The sequence below is a fragment of the Streptomyces sp. NPDC055815 genome (assembly GCF_053616475.1).
The window spans coordinates 92,671-111,703 of the sequence record NZ_JBSHDU010000004.1 but is presented as its reverse complement, the minus strand read 5'-3'; the positions used below and the strand labels follow the sequence as shown (position 1 = coordinate 111,703).

Annotated in this window: 14 protein-coding genes; 1 reads left to right on the top strand and 13 read right to left on the bottom strand. The window is 72.4% G+C overall.

Annotated elements, in window-relative coordinates; genetic code table 11:
* Positions 1-248 precede the first annotated feature (248 nt).
* From ACWGN5_RS04775 to ACWGN5_RS04715, 13 genes are all read right to left on the bottom strand, one after another.
* Positions 249-1,640, bottom strand: coding sequence for an FAD-binding oxidoreductase (locus tag ACWGN5_RS04775; protein WP_453511302.1), 1,392 nt, complete (start codon positions 1,638-1,640; stop codon positions 249-251).
* Positions 1,641-1,774: 134 nt separating this feature from the next.
* Positions 1,775-2,827: a methyltransferase gene (locus ACWGN5_RS04770; protein WP_453511300.1), complete on the bottom strand. Its 1,053-nt coding sequence runs from the start codon at positions 2,825-2,827 to the stop codon at positions 1,775-1,777.
* Between the two features lie 46 nt (positions 2,828-2,873).
* Positions 2,874-4,403, bottom strand: a complete 1,530-nt coding sequence (locus ACWGN5_RS04765; protein WP_453511298.1) for an FAD-dependent monooxygenase — start codon at positions 4,401-4,403, stop codon at positions 2,874-2,876.
* A 115-nt stretch (positions 4,404-4,518) separates the two neighbouring features.
* Positions 4,519-5,358: an SDR family oxidoreductase gene (locus tag ACWGN5_RS04760; protein WP_453511297.1), complete on the bottom strand. Its 840-nt coding sequence runs from the start codon at positions 5,356-5,358 to the stop codon at positions 4,519-4,521.
* 13 nt (positions 5,359-5,371) lie between these two features.
* Positions 5,372-5,857 carry a flavin reductase family protein gene (locus ACWGN5_RS04755; protein WP_453511295.1) on the bottom strand — a complete coding sequence of 162 codons (486 nt, stop codon included), beginning with the start codon at positions 5,855-5,857 and terminating at the stop codon, positions 5,372-5,374.
* Between the two features lie 32 nt (positions 5,858-5,889).
* Positions 5,890-6,714: an NAD(P)H-binding protein gene (locus ACWGN5_RS04750; RefSeq protein WP_453511294.1), complete on the bottom strand. Its 825-nt coding sequence runs from the start codon at positions 6,712-6,714 to the stop codon at positions 5,890-5,892.
* Positions 6,711-7,541, bottom strand: a complete 831-nt coding sequence (locus ACWGN5_RS04745) for an SDR family oxidoreductase (protein ID WP_453511292.1) — start codon at positions 7,539-7,541, stop codon at positions 6,711-6,713. Before ACWGN5_RS04745 ends, ACWGN5_RS04750 begins: the two co-directional genes overlap by 4 nt.
* Before the next feature lie 11 nt (positions 7,542-7,552).
* On the bottom strand, positions 7,553-8,668 hold the full coding sequence (locus tag ACWGN5_RS04740) for an acyl-CoA dehydrogenase family protein (RefSeq protein ID WP_453511291.1): 1,116 nt from the start codon (positions 8,666-8,668) through the stop codon (positions 7,553-7,555).
* 27 nt (positions 8,669-8,695) lie between these two features.
* Positions 8,696-10,459, bottom strand: coding sequence for an FAD-binding oxidoreductase (locus tag ACWGN5_RS04735; protein ID WP_453511289.1), 1,764 nt, complete (start codon positions 10,457-10,459; stop codon positions 8,696-8,698).
* Positions 10,460-10,504: 45 nt separating this feature from the next.
* A complete protein-coding gene (locus ACWGN5_RS04730; RefSeq protein ID WP_453511287.1) occupies positions 10,505-12,097 on the bottom strand; it encodes an MFS transporter in 1,593 nt (530 codons plus the stop codon).
* 51 nt (positions 12,098-12,148) lie between these two features.
* Complete coding sequence (locus ACWGN5_RS04725) at positions 12,149-12,751, bottom strand: dTDP-4-dehydrorhamnose 3,5-epimerase family protein (protein ID WP_453511286.1); 603 nt, start codon at positions 12,749-12,751, stop codon at positions 12,149-12,151.
* Between the two features lie 4 nt (positions 12,752-12,755).
* On the bottom strand, positions 12,756-14,027 hold the full coding sequence (locus ACWGN5_RS04720; protein WP_453511285.1) for a nucleotide disphospho-sugar-binding domain-containing protein: 1,272 nt from the start codon (positions 14,025-14,027) through the stop codon (positions 12,756-12,758).
* A gap of 281 nt (positions 14,028-14,308) precedes the next feature.
* Positions 14,309-15,148 (bottom strand): hypothetical protein, encoded by an 840-nt coding sequence (locus tag ACWGN5_RS04715; protein ID WP_453511283.1) that lies wholly within the window; start codon positions 15,146-15,148, stop codon positions 14,309-14,311.
* A gap of 687 nt (positions 15,149-15,835) precedes the next feature.
* Here ACWGN5_RS04715 and ACWGN5_RS04710 point away from each other — a divergent pair.
* The gene (locus ACWGN5_RS04710; RefSeq protein ID WP_453511281.1) at positions 15,836-19,006 is read left to right on the top strand and encodes an NACHT domain-containing protein; all 3,171 of its coding nucleotides are present in this window, start codon (positions 15,836-15,838) and stop codon (positions 19,004-19,006) included.
* The last annotated feature ends 27 nt before the right edge of the window (positions 19,007-19,033 follow it).

Here is a 19,033-nt window from a genome sequence, read left to right as displayed (position 1 = left end):
TGGCGGGGGGGGGCCCCGCCGGCGCGGCGGGCCGGCCCCGCGGGCGGGGGGCGGGGGGTGGGGGGGCGGCGCGGGGGGGGGGGGGGGCGCCCCCCCGCGGGGCCCCCCCCCGCCCGCGTCCGGGTCTCCGTTCTGTCGGCTGTCATTGACTTTCCTCCAAACGACTGGAAAACGGCGAGAGAACGACAAGAAGGGGACGCCGAATACGGCGTCCCCTTCCCGGGAATCCGGAGCATCGCCCGGTTACGTCACCCCGATGTCGCGGGCACGATGTTGTGATTGGAGCGGAAAAGATTGGCCGGGTCGTATTCCGCCTTGATCCGGGCGAGGCGTTCTCCGGTGGCGCCCGGGTAGAGCGTCTCCCGGACGTCCTCGGCTCCGGCCTTCACCACGAAATTCACATAGGAGCCGGAGTCGGACTGCCGGATCGCGGTCATGAACTCCTCGACCCAGGCCTCGTGCCGGTCGGCGTCGGCCGGGTCCGCGTAGACGGCGGTCAGATGGGCCATGATCCGGCTCTGCCGGTGCGGGTAGGCGGTGGCGTCGTCGGGCACGCGCGCGATGGCGCCGCCGAGGACCCGCAGCTGCACACCGGCGGTGATCGCGTCGGAGGCGGCCGTGCGGTCCAGGATGGCCTCGGCGGTCGCCCGGTCGACGCGGTCGATGAAGATGTTGCGCACCGCGGAGATCGGGTGCGCCGAGGGGTCCGCGGGGCCGAACATCGCCGGGTACGGAATGGCCCGCACCATGTCGGCGAGCGGCGGGGCGATCGCCCGGAACCGGCCGATGACCTTCTCGCCGTCCTCGGCGGGCCCGGCGTAGCACATCACCGCCAGGATGATCGGCTTGCCGTGCTGCTCGGCGGGGATGAACGGGAACGGCGGCGCCGTCCACACGTTCACGATCGTGGTGAGCTCCTCGGGGGCGGCCTCCGCCTCGGCGATGAACTCCTCGAGGATCTCGGGGGTCACGGGGAGCACCATGATGCCGCCGTAGACGCCGTCGACCTCGTGGAGGCGGAGCTTGAGGCGGGTCACGACGCCGAAGTTGCCGCCGCCGCCGCGGATCGCCCAGAACAGGTCCGGGTGGTGCCGCTCGTCCACCGAGAGCAGTTCGCCGTCGGCCGTGACGATCTCCGCGGCGAGGAGGTCGTCGATGGTCATGCCGTACTTGCGGGACAGGAAGCCGATGCCGCCGCCCAGGGTGATGCCGGCGACGCCGACCATGGTGCTGTCGCCGAAGCCCGTGGCGAGCCCGTGCTCCGCGGCCGCCGCGGTGTACTCGCCGGCGGAGATCCCGGCCTCCGCCCAGGCCGTGCGGGCCTCGACGTCGATCTCCAGGCCCTTCAGGTGGTGCAGGTCGAGGACGATGCCGCCCTCGACGACGCCGTGCCCGGCGCCGCTGTGCCCGCCGCCGCGGACGGCGAACTCGGTCCCGGTCTCCCGGGCGAGCGTCACGACGCGCGCCACCTGTCCGGCGTTCCGCGGGCGCAGGATCACGGCGGGCCTGCGGTCGACATCGCCCACGTACACGGTGCGGGCCGCGTCGTACTCGGCGTCGCCGGGGCGGATGACCTGTCCGTACTGCTCATCGGTGAGCTCCTCGATCGCGAGGGCGGCTCGGCCGTGAGGTGCTGTCACAGAGTGACTCCTTAATATGCTTTCAGATCTTCGGACCGTGTCATTCGGGACTTTTTCCTGTCAACCGAGGAAGGAAAGTCCCGATCGAATTCGGACACGCTCCTTCATCACCGCCGTGCGGGCATTCCCGGAAATCAGGAGGGCGTCTTCACCAAGGTGACGACGCGTGCGCCATAGGCGAGGGCGGGGGACAGCGAGGCGATGTCCAGGCCCGCCGCGACGGCGATGTCCCGCCACTCCCCCTGGGTGCGTTCGCGGCCGCCGAAGTAGACCAGCATCCGGAGATCGGCGCTCGTGAACGCCGGATCCGGCGCGCTGGGCGACTGGTCGGCGCACTCGACGAGCAGCACGGATCCGCCCGGCTCCAGCGCGTCCGCGCAGCGGCGCAGGATGCGTACGGCGTCCTCGTCCGACCAGTTGTGGAGGACGAAGGACAGCGTGATGGTGTCGGCGGTCACCGGGAGCGGGTCGAAGAAGCTGCCGTCGAACACGGTGACCCGGTCGGCCAGTTCGGTGCCCTCGAACTTCGTCCGCGCCCGGGCCGCCGGGCCGGGCAGTTCCAGCAGGCCGGCGCTGATGCCGGGCTCCTGCGCGAGGACGGCGGCGAGGAGGTCGCCGTCGGCGCCGCCCACGTCCAGGATGTGCCGTACGCCGGTCCAGTCGTGCCGCTCGGCCACCTGCCGGAAGACGGTCCGCTGGCCGTTGGCCATCATGTCGTAGAAGGTGGCGCCGAGGGCGGGGTCGTCGGAGACCTCCTCCCAGAACTCCTTGCCGTACCGCTGCCGGTAGACGGCTTCGCCGTCGCGCACGGCCTCGAAGAGGTGGACGAGGGCGAGGTCCGCCCGGCCGACCATGTGGCTCGGATCCAGCCAGCCGACCTGGGTGGCGGGATGGCCGTGGGCGAGCAACTCGCCCACCGCGGTGGGCTCGTAGTGGTCCGGGGCGGGCTCCGTCAGGACGCCGACGGCGACCAGGTGCCGGATCAGTCGTCTCAGCGTGTCCTGGTGGGAACCGGTCGCCTTCGCCAGCGATGCCAGGTCGTGCGCACCGTCGCGCAGGTGGTCGACGAGCCGCAGGTGGGCGGCCACTCTCACCGCCATGGGGGTCACCAGGTCGGCGAGCCGCTGGAGTGCGGCGAAGCCGGTGGCGGTGTCGGCGGTCTCGGTCGTCGGTTCGTCCAGCGACACGCTGTTGCTCCCGTTCGGAGGGTGGTGGTGGTCGGGTTGTGGCCGGTCAGGCCGCGTCCTGTTCCCGGCGGGCCCGGGCGGGTCCGAACCACCGGGTGAGCGCGTCCGTGAGGCCCTCGGCCTCGATCCCCGCGGCGGCCGCGGTGGGGGTGGCCCAGGCGACGTGGCCGTCGGGGCGGACGAGGACGGCCGCGGGGGCCGGGACGTCGCCGATGACCGGGAAGGCCCAGTGGTCGTCCTGGGGCTCCGCCTCGACCAGGTCCACGCGGTCCGTCCAGCCGTCGGCGGCGGCGCGCACGTCGGGGCGGCCGCTGAAGTCGAGCAGCACGGGCCGTGCGCCGTGGAGCAGCTCGTAGACGCTCACCCGGCCGGTCGGCGACTTGATGTCGAGGTCGGTCATCCGGCGGCCGAGGGCCGGGTGCCCGTCGCCCACCGGGTAGTGGGTGTCGAGCTGGCTGATGACGCCGCCGAGGTAGCGGTTGCCGTGCTCGAACTCGATGAGGTCCTCGAAGACCCGGCGGAGCGCGTCGGCCTCGGAGCCCGCGGGCCAGAGCGCCGTCTGCGCGCGGATGTTGTTGAGCATGTGCGTGGTGTGCAGGTGCCGCTCGGAGTGGTACGTGTCGAGCAGCTCGTCGGGGGCCTCGCCCTTCACGACCGCGGCGAGCTTCCAGCCCAGGTTGACGGCGTCCTGGAGGCCCAGGTTCAGGCCCTGGCCGCTGGAGGGGAAGTGGACGTGCGCGGCGTCCCCGGCGAGCAGGACCCGCCCCTGGCGGAACGCGTCCACGAGCCGGCAGGCGTCGCTGAACCGGTCGAGCCGGCGCGGGCTGTGCATGCCCCAGTCCGTGCCGACGATCTCGACGCAGGCCTCGCTGAGCGTCTCGACGGTCACGGGGGCGTCCCGGTCCGTGACCTTGCCGAACTCCACCGTGATGATCCGGCGCAGCCCGGGGTACTCGGACTGGAAGTTCATGTAGAAGCCGTTGTCCCGGCGCCCCTCCTGGCCGAAGACGATCTCGGAGGGCGGGTCGGTGAGCTCGACGTCGCCGAGGAGCGCGGTCAGCGTGGCAGGGGTGCCGGGGAAGCCTATGCCGGTCAGCTTGCGGACCTTGCTGCGGCCGCCGTCGCAGCCCACCAGGTAGTCGGCGCGCAGCCGTTCGGTGCCGCCGTCGACGGCGACCTCCACCTGGACGCCGGTCTCGTCCTGCTCCAGGCCGATCACCTCGGCGGGCCGGCGCAGCCGGACGCCGAGTTCCAGCGCGCGGTCCTCCAGGAGCTGTTCGATCCGGGACTGGTGGATGGCGACGGCGTACGGATGCCTCGTCGGGAAGTCGTCGATGTCCAGGTGCATGAAGGCGAAGTGCGCGAGCGGCTGCGCGCTGCCCTCCGCGAGGAACCGGTCCACGATCCCGCGCTGGTCGAGGAGTTCGACGCTGCGGGCGTGGAGGCCGCCGGCCCGTGACTCACCGGTCCGCCGTGCGAGCTTCTCCAGGACCAGCACGTCCACTCCGGCGAGCCGCAGCTCGCAGGCGAGCATCAGGCCGGTCGGGCCGCCGCCGGCGATGATCACATCTGCCATGAGGACACCTCTCTCGTGGTTCGTTCGTGTCTCGTACGGGCCGGGCCCGCGGGGAGGGGCCGGGCCTCTTGCCGGACGCGGCCCGGGGCCGGGGCCCCGGGCCGCCGGACAGGCCCTAGCGGAAGTCGGCCGCGCGCTCGGCGGCCCATGCGTCGAAGGTGCGTGCGGGGTGGCCGGTGATCTCCTCGACCACCGTCGTGACCTCCGCGGGGACGCCGACGAGCCCGGCCTGGAAGGCGAGGAGCATGTCCGCGAAGGCGGCCGGGACGCCGTTGCGGAGCATCTCCTCGCGCGCGGCGGCGGGCGCCAGCTCCTCGTACCGGACGGGCCGCCCGACGGCCTCGCCGATGCGCCGGGCCTGCTCGGCCTGGGTGAGGGATTCCGGTCCTGTCAGCACGTACTTCGCGCCCGCGTGGCCGTCCGTGAGCAGCGCCCGGACGGCGACGTCCGCGATGTCCCGCTCGTGGATCATGGACATCTCGGCCCCGGCGTGCGGCCCGCGCACGACGTCCCCGGCGCGGATCTGCGGCGCCCACTGGAGGGTGTTGACGGCGAAGGCACCGGGCCGGACGAAGGTCCACTCCAGTCCGGAGGCCTCGACCTCGCGCTCGATCTCCTTGTGGAACGCCACGATCGCGTTGTCGGCGCCCTCGGTCTCGTACGCGACGGCCGAGGAGGACAGCAGGACGATCCGGCGCACGCCCTGCCGCTGCGCGGCCCGGACGACCGGCCCCGCCGTGCCCGGCGAGGGGAACAGGAAGAGCGCGGAGACGCCCTTCAGGGCGGGCTCGACCGTCTCCGGCCGGGTGAGGTCGCCGACCGCGACCTCGGCCCGGGCGGGCAGGCGGGCCGCCGCGGGGTCGCGGGTGAGGGCCCGTACGGACTGCCCCTCGGCGAGCAGCCCTTCGACGACGTGACGGCCGACGTTGCCGGTCGCTCCGGTCACCAGGAACACAGATTTCTCCCCATCATCGTGCGTGTGATCGCTCCGTCAGTCCGGCGTAGCGACCGGAGTGGAAGATCAGCGGTCTCGTCTCGGCCCCGAGGGACCAGTCCGCCGCTTCGGCGATCACCAGTTCGTGATCGCCCGCGAGCTGGACCGACCTGATGCGGCAGTCCAGCCAGCCGAGTCCGTCCGCCGCCACCGGGTGTCCGGCGGCGGTCCGTATCCAGTTCCCGCCGGCGAACCGGTCCGCGTCGCGGGCCGAGAAGGTCCGGCAGACGTCTTCCTGGGCGTCGCTGAGGATCGTGACGGCGAAGCCGCCCGCCGCGCGGACGGCCGGCCAGGTGGTCGAGGTCAGCGCGGCGCAGAACGCGATCAGGGGCGGGTCGAGGGACACGGAGGTGAAGGAGTTCACCGCCATGCCGACCGGCCCGCGCTCCGACTCCGCGGTCACCAGCACCACACCGGTGCCGAAACGTCCCAGTACGTCGCGGAATCCGCGCTGGGTCAACACTGTCGCGCCCCCATGCTCTCTCCCGGGTGTCAGCGGAACCCGTCGGCGTTGTCGCGCGCCCACTCGGCGAAGGTCCTCGCCGGACGGCCCGTCACCTGCTCGACGGTGGGCAGGACCCGGGTCTCCGTCGCGGTGGGGCTGCCGAGGAACTCCAGGGTGGCGGCGACGATCTCGGCCGGCATGAAGGCGGCCATCTCGGCGGCGGCCTGCTCCGGGGTGGACTCCTCGTGGCGCAGCTTCCGGCCGATCGCGGCGCCGATCGCCGCGACCTGCTCGACGGGCGTGACGGGCGCGGGGCCGCTGAGCGCGTACACCGCGCCCGCGTGGCCCTCGCGGGTGAGGGCGGTCCTGGCGACCGCGGCGATGTCGCCGGGGTGGACGGCGGGCAGCCCCACCTGTCCGAACGGCGTCCGGACGACGTCCCCGCGGGCGATCTGGGCGGCCCAGCCGCGGGTGTTGGAGGCGAACTGGCCCGGCCGCAGGAAGGTCCATTCGAGGCCGGACTCCTCGACGGCCCGCTCGGCCTCGTGGTGCACGCGGCCGATCAGGGAGTCGGGGCGGGTCTCCACGGCCACGCTGGAGAGCAGCACGATCCGCCGTACCCCGGCGCGGGCCGCCTCCTCGACCACCGCGGTCTCGTTCCCGGACATCATGAGGAACAGGGCCTCGACCCCGGAGAAGGCCTTGGCCAGGGACTCCGGTGTGCCGAAGTCCCCTTCGACGACCTCCACATCGGCCGGGAGCCCGGCCCGGGCGGGGTTCCGGGTGAGGGCCCGGACGGGGGCTCCCTCGGCCCGCAGCTGCCGCAGCAGCTCGCCGCCCACGTTGCCCGTGGCACCGGCTACCAGAATCATTTCGTCCCCTTCCGGAACGCGTCGGCGTGGTCGGCGGCCCACTGGGCGAAGCTCAGCCCGGGCCTTCCCAGATAGGGGTCGACCGGTGAGATCTCGTGCGGGCGGCCGACCATCGTGGCGAACATCCGCAGCCGCGCCTCGACGGCGTGCGGCGGGATGCCGGCCGCGAGCCAGGCCTGCCGCGCCTCGTCGTGCGTGAGCTCGGCGAACCGGACCGGTTCGCCGGTGGCTTCGCCGATGATCCGCGCCCGGTCGGCGTAGGTGATCGACTCGGGTCCGCTGAACAGCGGTGCCTCGCCGACGAGTTCGTCGGTGAGCAGGGCGCGGGCGGCCACGGCGGCGATGTCCCGCTCGTGGACGGGGGCGGTCCACGCCTCCCCGAAGGGGAAGCGGGCGACCCCCTCGGTACGGATCTGCCCGGCCCACTCCAGGGCGGTGGCCGCGAGTCCGCCGGCGGGCCGCAGGAACGTCCACTCGGCGCCGGTCTCCCGGATCTGGCGCTCCAGGTCCCGGTGCTTCACGGCGATCATGTTCTTCGGGTCGTCGTCGAGGACCGAGTACGAGGAGAGGGCGACGATGCGCCGGACGCCCGCCTCCTTCAGGCGGGCGATCGGCTCGGCCGTACCCCCCGGGAACGCGGCCATGACGAAGAACGCCGAGGTGATGCCCTCCAGGGGCAGGTCGGCGGTGGCGGCCACCTCGACCCCGGCGGGCAGTGCCGCCCCGTGCGGGTCTCGGCTGAGCGCCCGCACCTTGCGGCCGGCGGCGAGCAGTTCGTCCACGAGCGGCCGGCCGACGTGGCCGGTGGCTCCGGATACCAGGATCATCGTCGTCTCCTTCAGGCCGGACCGGCGAGGCCCTGGGTGTAGTCGAGGGCTGCGGGCTCGAACTGCATGACCGCGTGGCTCGTGACGGAGCGGACGTCCCGCCAGTACCGCTGGAGCGGGTGCCCGTCCTCCTGGGCGCGGGTGCCGCCGATCCTCAGCAGCCGGTCGGTGGCGTCCGCGAGGAGCTGGAGCGCCAGGGCGAAGTCGCGGCGGTTGCGGCGCGCGAGCTCCGGCGTCAGGGTGCCGCCGTCCACGACGGCGGTGGCCCGCTCCAGGAGCAGCTGGGCCGCGTCGATCTCGCCGGCGGCCCGGGCGAACTCCACCTGGTAGGCCTGGCCCGCGGCGGCCCGGGGGCCGGTCGGGGCGACGGCCACGAGCTGCGCGGCGACGGCGAGCGCGCCGCGCGCGGCGCCGAGGACGGGGGCGACGAACGTCAGTCCGCTGACGGCCGGGTTGGGCAGCGGGGCCCGCCCGGGCAGGCCGACGGTCGCGCCACGGAAGGCGTCCTCGCGCAGGCAGACCCGGTGCTCGGGCACGAACACGTCGTCCAGGACGAGGGTGTGGCTGCCGGTGCCCCGCATGCCGAGGGAGGACCAGGTGTCCTCGAAGGTGTAGTCGCGGCGCGGGACGGCGAAGAGCCGCATGGGCTGGCCGCCGGACTTCGGGCCGGGCGTGGGGCCGGTGAGCAGCGCCCAGTCGGAGTGCTCGACGCCGCTGACGTAGGTCCAGGAGCCGGAGAGCCGGAAGCCGCCGTCGACGGCGGCCGCCGTGCCCTGCGGCTTGATGACGGCCGCGACCAGGGTGTCGGGGCCGTCGCCCCAGATGTCGGCCTGGCCCTGCTCGGGCAGACAGGCGACGTAGCGGGCGGCGTGGGCGGCGAGGCAGGCGAGCCAGGCGGCGGAGGAGCACTCCGCGCCGATCTCCGCCACGGCCTCGGTCAGTTCGGTGTAGCCGCGGTCGGAGCCGCCCCAGCGGGCGGGTACGAGCCACCGGGCGAAGCCGGCGTCGACCACCGCCCGTACGACCTCCTCGCTCACCCTGCGCTCGGCGTCGGCCTTCGCGGCCTGGGTACCGGCCAGTGCGGCGGCCTCGGCCACCGTCGTCCGTATCTCGGTGGAGACTGTCATTCCGGTTGATCCCCCTCTCACGCACCGTCACGGGACGGGCGGGATGTTGTGGTTGATGCGGAACAGGTTCTGCGGGTCGTACCGGGCCTTCAGCCCGGTCAGCCGCCGGTGGTCGGGCTCCGCGTAGGCCCGCCGGACCCGCTCGGGGCCGGCGTCGTGGTCGAAGAGGAACCCCGGCAGCAGCTCGCCGGTGTCCCACGGCCTCAGCCGTGCCAGCACCTCGTCCGAGAGCCGGCGGGCCTCGTCGGCCGTCTCGGCGGGGGCCGGTATCCGCGTCCACAGATGGAAGGCCGCGGTCCTGCTGCCCACCGCGTGCGCCCGCCGGGGCGGGCGGCTCAGCGCCCCGCCCAGGTGACGCAGCTCGATGTTGGGGTACGGCCCGCCGGGCAGCGCCGGGTCGATGAACGAGACCAGCGTCTCGGCCGCCGTGTCGTCGAGCTCGTCGAGGAGCGCGCTGCGGAAGTGGACGCGTACCGGCTGCTTCGGGTCGTGGTGGAGCTCGGTGACCCGCGCGTACGGCATGGTGGCGCAGTTGTCCCGCTCGGGGGCGAGCGCGCGCAGCGGCGCCACGAGCCGCTCGCCGAGCCCCTCCCCCGCGGTGCACAGCACGTGCACGAGGACGAAGGACCGGCCGCGGTACTCCTCGGGCACCTTCGGCAGGTCCAGGAAGCGCACGAGGGTCAGCGAGGACGACATCTCGTCCGGCTGGTCCTTGGCCCAGGCCAGGTACGACCGCACGACGTGCGCCGCGTGCGCGGGGTCCTCGCCCGGGTAGTACAGCTCGCCGGCGTAGACGTCCCGCAGCGGGACCAGGTCGATCTCGGCCGCGGTCACCACGCCGAAGTTGCTCCTGCCGCCCCGTACCGCCCAGAACAGGTCGGGGTCCTGGGCCGGCGAGACGGCGCGGACCCGGCCGTCGGCGGTGACCAGCTCCAGGGAGCGGACCCGGTCCGCGGCGAAGCCGTACGTACGGCAGGCCAGCGGGAGTCCGCCGCCGGTCAGGAAGCCGACCGCCCCGACGTCCGCCGAGGAGCCGCTCAGCGGCGCGAGGCCGTGCCCGGCGGTGGCGTCGAGCACCTCGCCCCAGGTCAGCCCCGCCCCGATCCGGGCGGTCGCGGCCCGCGGATCGACCGAGAGCCCGCGCAGCTCCCGGGTCGAGACGAACACCGCGCCGTCGGCGGGCACCGACCTGCCGTGGCCGGTCGACTCCACGGCCACCGGCCGGCCGGCCGCGGCGGCGAACCGGACGGCGGCGGCCACGTCCTCGGCGTCGGCGGCGATCACGACCGCGGCCGGCCGGTGCTCGACGGTGAGCAGCCAGCCGGAGTCCACCACCTCCTCGAAGCCCTCGTCCCCGGGGAAGAGCACCCGTCCGCGGACCGGTGTCCCCAGGGTCACGAGCCCGTGCCAGCCGGCGGGTTCGCGGGCGACGCGCTCGCCGGCGAACTCGGCGGTGGTGGTGTGCACCGGCACGCCGTCGGGGGTGCTGATCCGGGCGGTGCCGGTGCCGCGGTGGGCGTCGCCGTCGAGGTGGGCCTCGACGGTCGCCTCGATCCGGCCGGCCCGGCCGCTCGCCGGGGTGAAGGTCTCGGTGAGTTCGTACGAGAATCGCCCCGCCTCCCCCGCGGCCCAGGTCCCGGTGCCGACGGTGCCGGACGTGCGGAGCGCGATCGTTCCGTCCGGTGCGAAGGAGATGACGTAGGGGTCGGTCTGGTCGTCGTGACGGACCGAACCGGCCCAGACCCCGACGGGGGTCCGGGCCGGTCCGGCCGGTACGTTCGCGTCCGGCATGGTCAGTCGTCCACTTTCGAGTCGTCGGCTTCCGCGTGGCGGGCCCTAGTTGTCCACCCGCTCCAGGGGCTTCGCCTCGTCCGCTTCACCCTCCGCGGCCGGCGGCGGGCCGGGCATCGTGGCGCCGCGCAGCAGGGTCGCGGCGACCACGGCGAGGAGCACGGCGAGCACCGCGCCGACGATCGCCGTCGTCCGCAGGCCGTGCACGAAGGCGTCGCGGGCCACCGCGAGGAGGCGGTCGGCGAGTTCGGCCGGGAGCCCGCGCGCGGTGTCCACGGCGGCGCCGAGGGTGTCCTTCGCCGCGTGGGCGTCGCCCGCCGACAGGCCCTCGGGGAGCCGGTCGGACAGCCGGGAGCGGTACACCGCGAAGCCGATGCTGCCGATCAGGGCGACGCCGAGGGCGCTGCCGAGTTCGGTGCCGGTCGAGGCCATCGCGGACGCGGCGCCGGCCCGCTCGGGCGGGGCCGCCCCGACGATCAGTCCGGTGCCGAGGGAGATCATCGGACCGAGGCCCATGCCGATCACGGCCGTGCCGCCCACCGCGAGGTACAGGTCGGAGGGGCCGCTGACGAAGGTCAGCAGGACCATGCCGAGCGCGGAGACCACCAGGCCGCCGGAGAGCAGGGTGCTGAGCTTCATCTTCCCGGCGAGCCCCGGTCCGCCCATGGCGCCGATCATGACGCCGAGGGTGATCGGCAGGGACCACAGCCCGGCCTGGATCGGGCTCAGGCCCTTGACGAGCTGGAGGTACTGCATGACGAGGAACTGCAGTCCCGCGGAGAGCAGGGTGGCGAGCACCAGCATGCCGAGGGCGGTGCCGAACAGGCTGTTGCGGAACAGCTTGAGGTCCACGAGGGGCTGGTCGAGGCGGGTCTGCCGGTACAGGAACAGCGCCACGAGCAGTACGCCGAGGACGAGGGAGAGCCCGGACTCCAGCCGCAGCCCGTCCTGGGCGATCCGCTTGAGACCGTAGATCAGGGCGAGCATCGCGATGACGGACATCACCGCGGAGAGGAGGTCGGGGCGGGCGACCGAGCGGTCCCGGTACTCGGGGAGCAGGATCGGGCCGAGGACGAGCAGCAGCGCCATCACGGGAACGCCGATCAGGAAGACCGCGCCCCACCAGAACAGCTCCAGGAACGTTCCGCCGACCAGCGGGCCGATGACCGTGCCCAGTCCGAAGAAGCCGGTCCACGCGCCGATGGCGGCACCCTGCTGCTTGGGGTCCTGGAACATGACCCGGATCAGGGAGAGCGTGGAGGGCATCAGGGTGGCGCCCGCGATGCCGAGCAGGCCCCGGGCGGCGATGAGCGTCGTCGGGTTCGTCGCGAACGCGGAGAGCACCGAGGCCACTCCGAACGCGGCGCCGCCGATCAGCAGCAGCTTCCTGCGGCCGATCCGGTCCCCGATCGCACCCATGGGGAGGAGGAAGCCGGCGATGAGGAAGCCGTAGACGTCCACGATCCATAACAGCTCGGTGTTGCCCGGCCTGAGGTCCGCGGTGAGCGTGGGCAGTGCCAGGTGCAGCACCGTCAGGTCCATGGCGATGAGCAGGGTGGGAAGCCCCAGGACCGCGAGGCCCAGCCATTCTCTGCGGGTCGCCTTCGGCACGGCCGACGTACCGGCGTCGGTACTCAAAGGATTCTCCTTGCGTTGTCGTTCGGCGCTGGTCGCCGAGACCCTAAAACCTCAAGTCGACTTGAGGTCAAGATCGGCTCGGCGCAGGTCGTGCCAGTCCGCGAGCAGCCCCGCGGCGCGCGCCTCCCGCACGCCGGGCGCCTTCGCGTCCTTCTCCGACATCAGCGGCGGCTCCTCGAAGCCCCAGGGGAGCGCCAGGTCGGGGTCGAGGGGGTCGATGTCGATCTGCGTGCCCGGCACGTAGAGCGTGGAGACGACGTAGCAGATGCAGGTGTCGTCGGTGAGCGTCAGGAAGCCGTGGCCGACGCCCTCGGGCACGTACACGGACCGGCCCGACTCCGCGTCGAGCAGCGTCGCGTGGTGCTCGCCGAAGGTCGGCGAGCCGACCCGCAGGTCGACGACGAGGTCGCGGGCCGCTCCCCGCACGCACGTCACGTACTTGGCCTGCCCGGGCGGCACGGCCACGCCGTGGATGCCGCGGAGGGTGTTGCGTACGGACGTCGAGTAGTTGATCTGCGCCGGCCGGAACGGGCGGCCGACCGTCTCCTCGACGAGGTCGCTCCGGAGGGCCTCGAAGAACACGCCCCGCGGATCGGGGATCGGGTCCGGGGTGAACACGTACGCGCCGGGAACCCGGGTCTCCTCCACGCGCATCCCGTCAGCCCCGTCCGCGGTACTGGGCGGTCAGCCGTTCCAGTACGGGCACCAGCTCGGCCGGCGAGGGCGCGGCCGTGAGGTCCGCGTGGACGGCGGCCGCCCCGTCGCGGAACGACGGCTCCGTCAGCAGCCGGTCGAGCTGCTTGCCCACCTCCGCCGCGGTCAGGCCGTCGGCGTGCAGGGTCACACCGGCTCCCCTGGCCTCCAGGTAGCGGGTGCTGTTCAGCGCGCTCCCCAGGTCCTCGCCCACGATCAGCTGGGGCACCCGGTGGGCGGCCGCGGCGAAGAACGTGCCGAAGCCGCCGTGGTGGACGATCGCCGCGCACGTCGGCATCACCTGGGTCAGCGGCAGGAAGTCCACGATCCGCACGTTGTCGGGGACGACCGGATCCGGGCCCAGCTGGTCGGCGTTGACCGTGGCGACCACCTCGACGTCCTTCCCGGCCACGGCCTCGAAGACGGCGGCGACCCGCTCGTCCCGGCCGTCGTGGACCGTACGCCCGGTGACACCGAGCGAGAGACAGACCCGGGGCCGTGCCGGTGGCTGGGACAGCCACGGGGGAACCGGCACGGCCCCGGTGTACGGCACCCAGCGCATCGGGACCCTGCGGAGTCCTTCGATCGTGGGCAGTTGTGAGGGGAGCGGGTCCAGGGTGAAGTCGCCGAGCAGCAGCTCCTCGGAGAACTCGTGGCCGAAGCGGCCGAACACCGGGGCCAGCGCCGCGGCCAGCGGATCCGTGGCCGCGGTCACTCCTGACGCCGGGTCGGCCGCCCGCTCGACCAGGCGCCTGCGGATCCAGCCGAAGTAGTCGGGGCCCCACAGCAGCCGGGCCGAAGCGGCGCCGGACTCGCGGGCGGCGACCGCCCCCACCGGGCAGGCCGGGTCCCAGATCACCAGGTCCGGCCGCCAGTTCCGGGCGGCCTCGACCAGACCGTCCGCGAGCTCCTGCCGGCCCTCCGCGGCCGGGTGGTACCGCGTATAGGCGGCCATCAGATAGAAGCGGGTCGCCCGGAACAGCCGGTCGAAGTCGGAGCCGGCCTCGAACGCGAGCGCGTCGCCGAAGCGCTCCAGCTCCTCGTCCGTGGCGGGCACGGGCGGGGACGTGCGCTCGCCAAGACCGACCGCCGTGAGCCCGGCCGCGGTGATGTGCTCGACGAGACTGTCGTTGCTCGCCACCCGCACCTCGTGACCGGCGCTCTGCAGCGCCCACGCCAGCGGGACGCCGGGATACAGATGGGCGGGCAGCGGCGCGACTGCGATGAGAATCCGCATATGAATGCCTTAACTGTCATGGCACGCCGAAAAGACGCACCGAAACAATCCACCGATGCGCCGCGAAGTAAAAAGAACCATTCCCCGGAACCCGGAAAAGAATATCCGGGCACAGCACTGAGGAAGTTACTGAACAGCTTCTTCGACGAACCGGAGGATGTCAATGCCACTTTCTTAAAGCAGCGACAGGACCGCGTCAGAGAAAGGTCAAATCACAAATCCACGGGAAACAGAAGAGCGGGCACGGCCCGAAGGCCGTACCCGCTCTCGTGCCCGCTCCGTCAGCGGCGCCCGCCGTCCCTCGCTCCGAGGGACCGCAGCACGTCCTCCTCGTGATAGAACGTCCGGCCCTTGCCGGTGCGCCGCCGCCACTGCTGCTCGCTGGCGCGCCGGTACACGCTGCCGGAGGGGATCCCCCAGAGCAGGGCGATGTCCCGGGCCCCCAGCCAGCGCACCGCCGCCGGAGCGGCGGCCCGCTCGGGCGCCTGTACGTCGCGGCTCAGCGCCATCCACTCCTGCGCCGTCCAGCGGTGCGAGGCATCCGCGCCGCAGCCGATCTCGACCGGCGTGTCCGCCCGGTCGGCACGGGCCACCGCCGTCAACGCGCCCGCGCAGCCCGCCACGACGCACGCCCCGACCCGCATGCCCCGCCCGGGGGACGGCTCGACGACGTACCGCGCCCGGCGCACCGCCCGCGCCACCTCCTCGGACAGCTCGCCCGCGGCCTCGTGGGCGGCCAGCCAGCCGGCGTGCCGGATCAGGAACCCGACGACCCCGGCCACCGTGTCCCGGGGCGCGGCGACGACCCGCTCCCCGACGACGAGACCGGCCCAGGAGCGCAGCACGCCGACGATGACGGAGCGGGCCTCGGCGGCCGCCGTGTTGAACGGAAGTCCGGGCGCCGCACCGCCACCGGACGTCCGCTCCCGAGGCCGGTCGGAACCCCCGAGGAGCAGCCCGCACTCCTCGTAGAGCCGGGGCAGCCGGGCGAGCCCCCCGGTCAGCCGGACGACGCAGCCCGCACAGAGCCGCTTCCCGTCCCCGACGACCCCCGGGGCCCGTCCGGCCGTCTCCTCTCCACCGCGACACGCGATCCCCTCGCATCGCACGGGCTTCGCCACCGCACGGGCCGCTCGTGTCGTGCCACTGAATCCGCGTGTCATGGTGCCCCCGGTCTCGATTGGGCACGAACGTATTTCGCGGATTCGCCGCCGGGCAAGGAATCCCCGGCGCCCTGTCAGTCCTCTGTCATCAACCTTCCCATTCCCTGATGGAACTTTCGCGGACGTGTCGAACGACGACGGGGGGCGCCTGGTGGCGGACGCCCTCGGGCAGGGGGCGCCCGGGAAGCGGACACCCCGGCCGGCTCCTCACCCCGGCGCGCGCACGGGAGGGATCGAGGCTAGCCTGAGATCGACGGCAGACATCATCTCTTCGCGTCGGCGACCTCGACATCGCATCCGGCCGGCCCTGTTGCGCATCGCGCCGGCCCTGTTGCCAGAGAGTCCCACGACTGTCGGACCTTCAGCGTTCATCGTGCGGATCAGCGTGCCCGGTTCCGCGCGGCGGAGGGAAGGGACATGCGTCGCGCCAGCGATTTTCTCCGCATCAGGTTCACCCTCAGGAATCCCGATCCGCCCGCATCGGGGACGCTCCGGCGGACCTGGTCCCGCATACGCTGGCCCTTCATCTCGTTCGGCAGGCAGTTCCACTGCGTCTGGCTGCTGACCAGGGGCGTCTCCTCGGCGAAGCGTTGGCGTTCCCCCCTCTCGAGAACGCTCGGAATAACGCTCGCCGGGATCCTGGCGGTGTGCCTCGTCTTCTGGGTCGTGAAGGCCGCCGTCGCGGTGTTCAGCGAGGGCGAACTGATCTGGCCCAGCTGGCCCTGGAAGATCGACCCGGACGCGAGCTGCCAGCCTTCCGGCTATTCGTGCGGCGTCGTGAACAGCCTCGTGCTTCCCGTCCTCACCCTGTCCCTCACCACCATCTTCTTCCTCGTCTGGCGGTTCCGGTCGGTCCGCTCGTTCTACATGCGCAAGGCCAGGCGGGAATCACGGTCGCTCGTGGAGACCTCGGGCAGCCTGATGGGGCACGTGGTCGGGCGCGATCAGCTGTGCAACGCCCTCATGGACAACATGCGGGACGGCAAGGCCCGGCGCCCCCACGTGGTCGTGGGTTCGATCGGGACGGGAAAGACCGCACTGATGGTGCGCCTCACGGAGATGCTCGCCAGGAAAGGCGCCTTCCCGGTCCCCGTCCGACTGCGGGACGCCCAGGGCACATTGGACTTCGGTGAGCTCGCGTACAGCCGATTCCGCAGCGTCGTGGAGTCGAAGACCCATTCCGACGCCGAGGCCGAGAAGGTGTGGCGACTGCTCAGACGCCACGACAAGATCGTCGTCCTCGCGGACGGCCTCGAGGAAGCCCTGTCCGACGACAGCATGGCGGTCGACCGGGACAACGTGATCCGGAAGGCCATCCGCGCGGCAGGCGAGGCCCGGCTCCCCCTCGTCATCACGTCCCGGCCGCACGACCCCCTGCGCGCCATGGAGGCGGCGGTCACCGAACTGGAGCCCCTGAGCGAGGAATCCGCGCTCGAATACATCGCCGAGAGCGGCGACTGGCGTGCCGACAAGCGGCGGCTCGCCCGGATCATCGAGGTCGCCAACGTCACGGAGTCCCCGCTCTACCTGCAGATCGCGAAGGACCTGCACCGAAGGAGCCTGCTGGACCAGGTGTGGGTCAGCGACGACGAGGGGAACGGAGACCACGCGAACCACGACGCGTGGGAACTGAAATTCGACCTTCTGGAGACCTGGATCGGCGCCCTCGTCGACGGCGACCTCCATCCGGAACTGCCCCTCACCCGCGACGAACGGCGGGTCACCGTGGAGTGCCTTTCGGCACTGGCGTGCATCGGGTTGAAATCCGATACGTCCCAGGTGAAGTTCAATCAGCTCTCGGCCCACCCCGTCATCCACAGAGAAATGGAGAGAAGGAGGGGGGACAGTCAGCTCGACCTCCGGCTCGCCGCCACCTGGGGCACCCGCATGGGAATCGTCGAGGAGTCCGGCAAGTACGTGCGCTTCCAGCACAGCATCATGCAGGCATATCTCGGCTCCCGCTATCTGGACGCGGTGCTCGACGAATTCGACCCGAGCGCCACTCCGACGCACGAGAGTTACTTCCCGGCGGCACTGCGAAACCCCGGGCGAGAGATCCTCATCGCCCTGGTGTTCCACTCGCGCTCACTGAACGAGACGTCCCGGTGCATCTGCGCGATCACGGGCGGAACGAATCCCGCGTGCCCGATCGGCACCATTCGACGCCTCCTCCTGAAATGCGCCGCGGACAGTACGTCGTCCGCCAAACTGCTCGACATGTACGGGGCGGTTCTGGACGTCGACAGCGTCGAGAACCACCCCGATCCGAGCACCATCGCCGCGCCGCTCTCCCAGCAGTGGAGCAGGCTGCGGGGACGGGACCCGCAAAGGATCAGAGCGGCCAAGCTGTCGCTGGTGAGGCGGTTGGGCGCGGCCTCGCGCCGTGCGGCCTCGAACGGCGGCAAGCCGGCCTACGACCAGCTGTTCTCCATCGCCCGTCAGGAGCCCGCCTACCGGGTGCGGATCGCGATCGCGGACGAGATCGGGGCCGGTGGCGACAAGGCGTTCACGACGCTGCGCGACCGGCTGCTCGCACCGACCCCCACCGTCACCGACTGGGCGACGTCCCTCGCCGCTCCCGTGGCCCGTCCGGTTCCGGGACGGGCCACGGGGCCGGAAGGGGAGCGCGAGCGCCGCAAGCTGGAGCGGAGGGCGAGGGCGGAACAGACCCGGGTCGAACGGGAGCAGGAGGAGGACGAGTCCCGGCAGGAGCGGTGCAATTGGAACCAGAACACGATGAGCGCACGGCTGATCCCGATGCTGGTCGACTCCGTCGCGATGGCACACCACGTCGACACCCCGTACGACGACCTCGAAGCCTGGCTGCGCACGCTCACCTCACCCGCCGGCGGCGAGGACCGCCAGGATCCCTTCGGGAGGCGGGGCCTGGAGGTGGCCTTGGCGCACGGCTTCAAGCACGCGGCCAACCGTCGGGTCCATCCGGCCGCCCGAGGGGAGGCACGCGAGTTCCTGGCCGAACAGGCCTGGGAGATGCTGGAGGCCAACCGCTTCTGGTTCACCCGGCTGACGCTGCTGCACGCGCTCACCCTGTGGGCCCTGCCGGACGACGTCACGGAGGAGCGGCCCGAGCACGGGCACGGGGCCGACCCGAAGGAGCAGGTCCGGCGGTGGCTGCAACTGCCTCCCGGCCAGCACGAACACCCCTTCGTGGAGGCGGCCGGAAGGCTCGCGGTCCGGGCCCTGCAGACGCGCCGCCCCGAGCGATTCCTGTGGATCGACGAGGCGTTGGTCGCCTCCCAGGTCGGTTCGGAGACCGGGTCTCCCAGCGAACCCCATCGCCACCACCTCTGGATCCCGCCCTCCGCGGGCTGGAGCACCCTGGACCCCGACGCCCAGCAACTCCTCGCCGATGTCGTCCTCTTGATCACCCTCACCGAACGGGCCGATCGCCCGAGGGAGCTCTTCCGCCGTCTGGAGCGGAACAGCAGCATCCCGCCGGAGCTCCCCCCGTGCCTGACCCACGACCGCACCACGATGGATCCCACCTGGACGACCACCCACGCGACGTCGACACCACCGGGGTCGAAGTGCGCCGACGGCTGCCCGTTCAAACTGTGCCCGAGCCCGCCGAAGATCCCGGACCTGCGGGTGGAGCTCAGCGAGGTCTTCTGCATGAACCAGCGCGGTCTGCTGCAGCCCCGGTCGTGGTTCCAGCTCCGGTTCCGGCGCAGGGCCCGGTGGCAGCGGAAGACGTCCTTCACGGGTCTCCGGCAGTTCTGGGACGAGATGGGCGACCGAGCCCGCGACATGCCCCCATCGGAGGTGGCGCCCACCCCACCCCACCACCGGGAGTGATCCCACTCCCTCCCCACGGAAAGACAG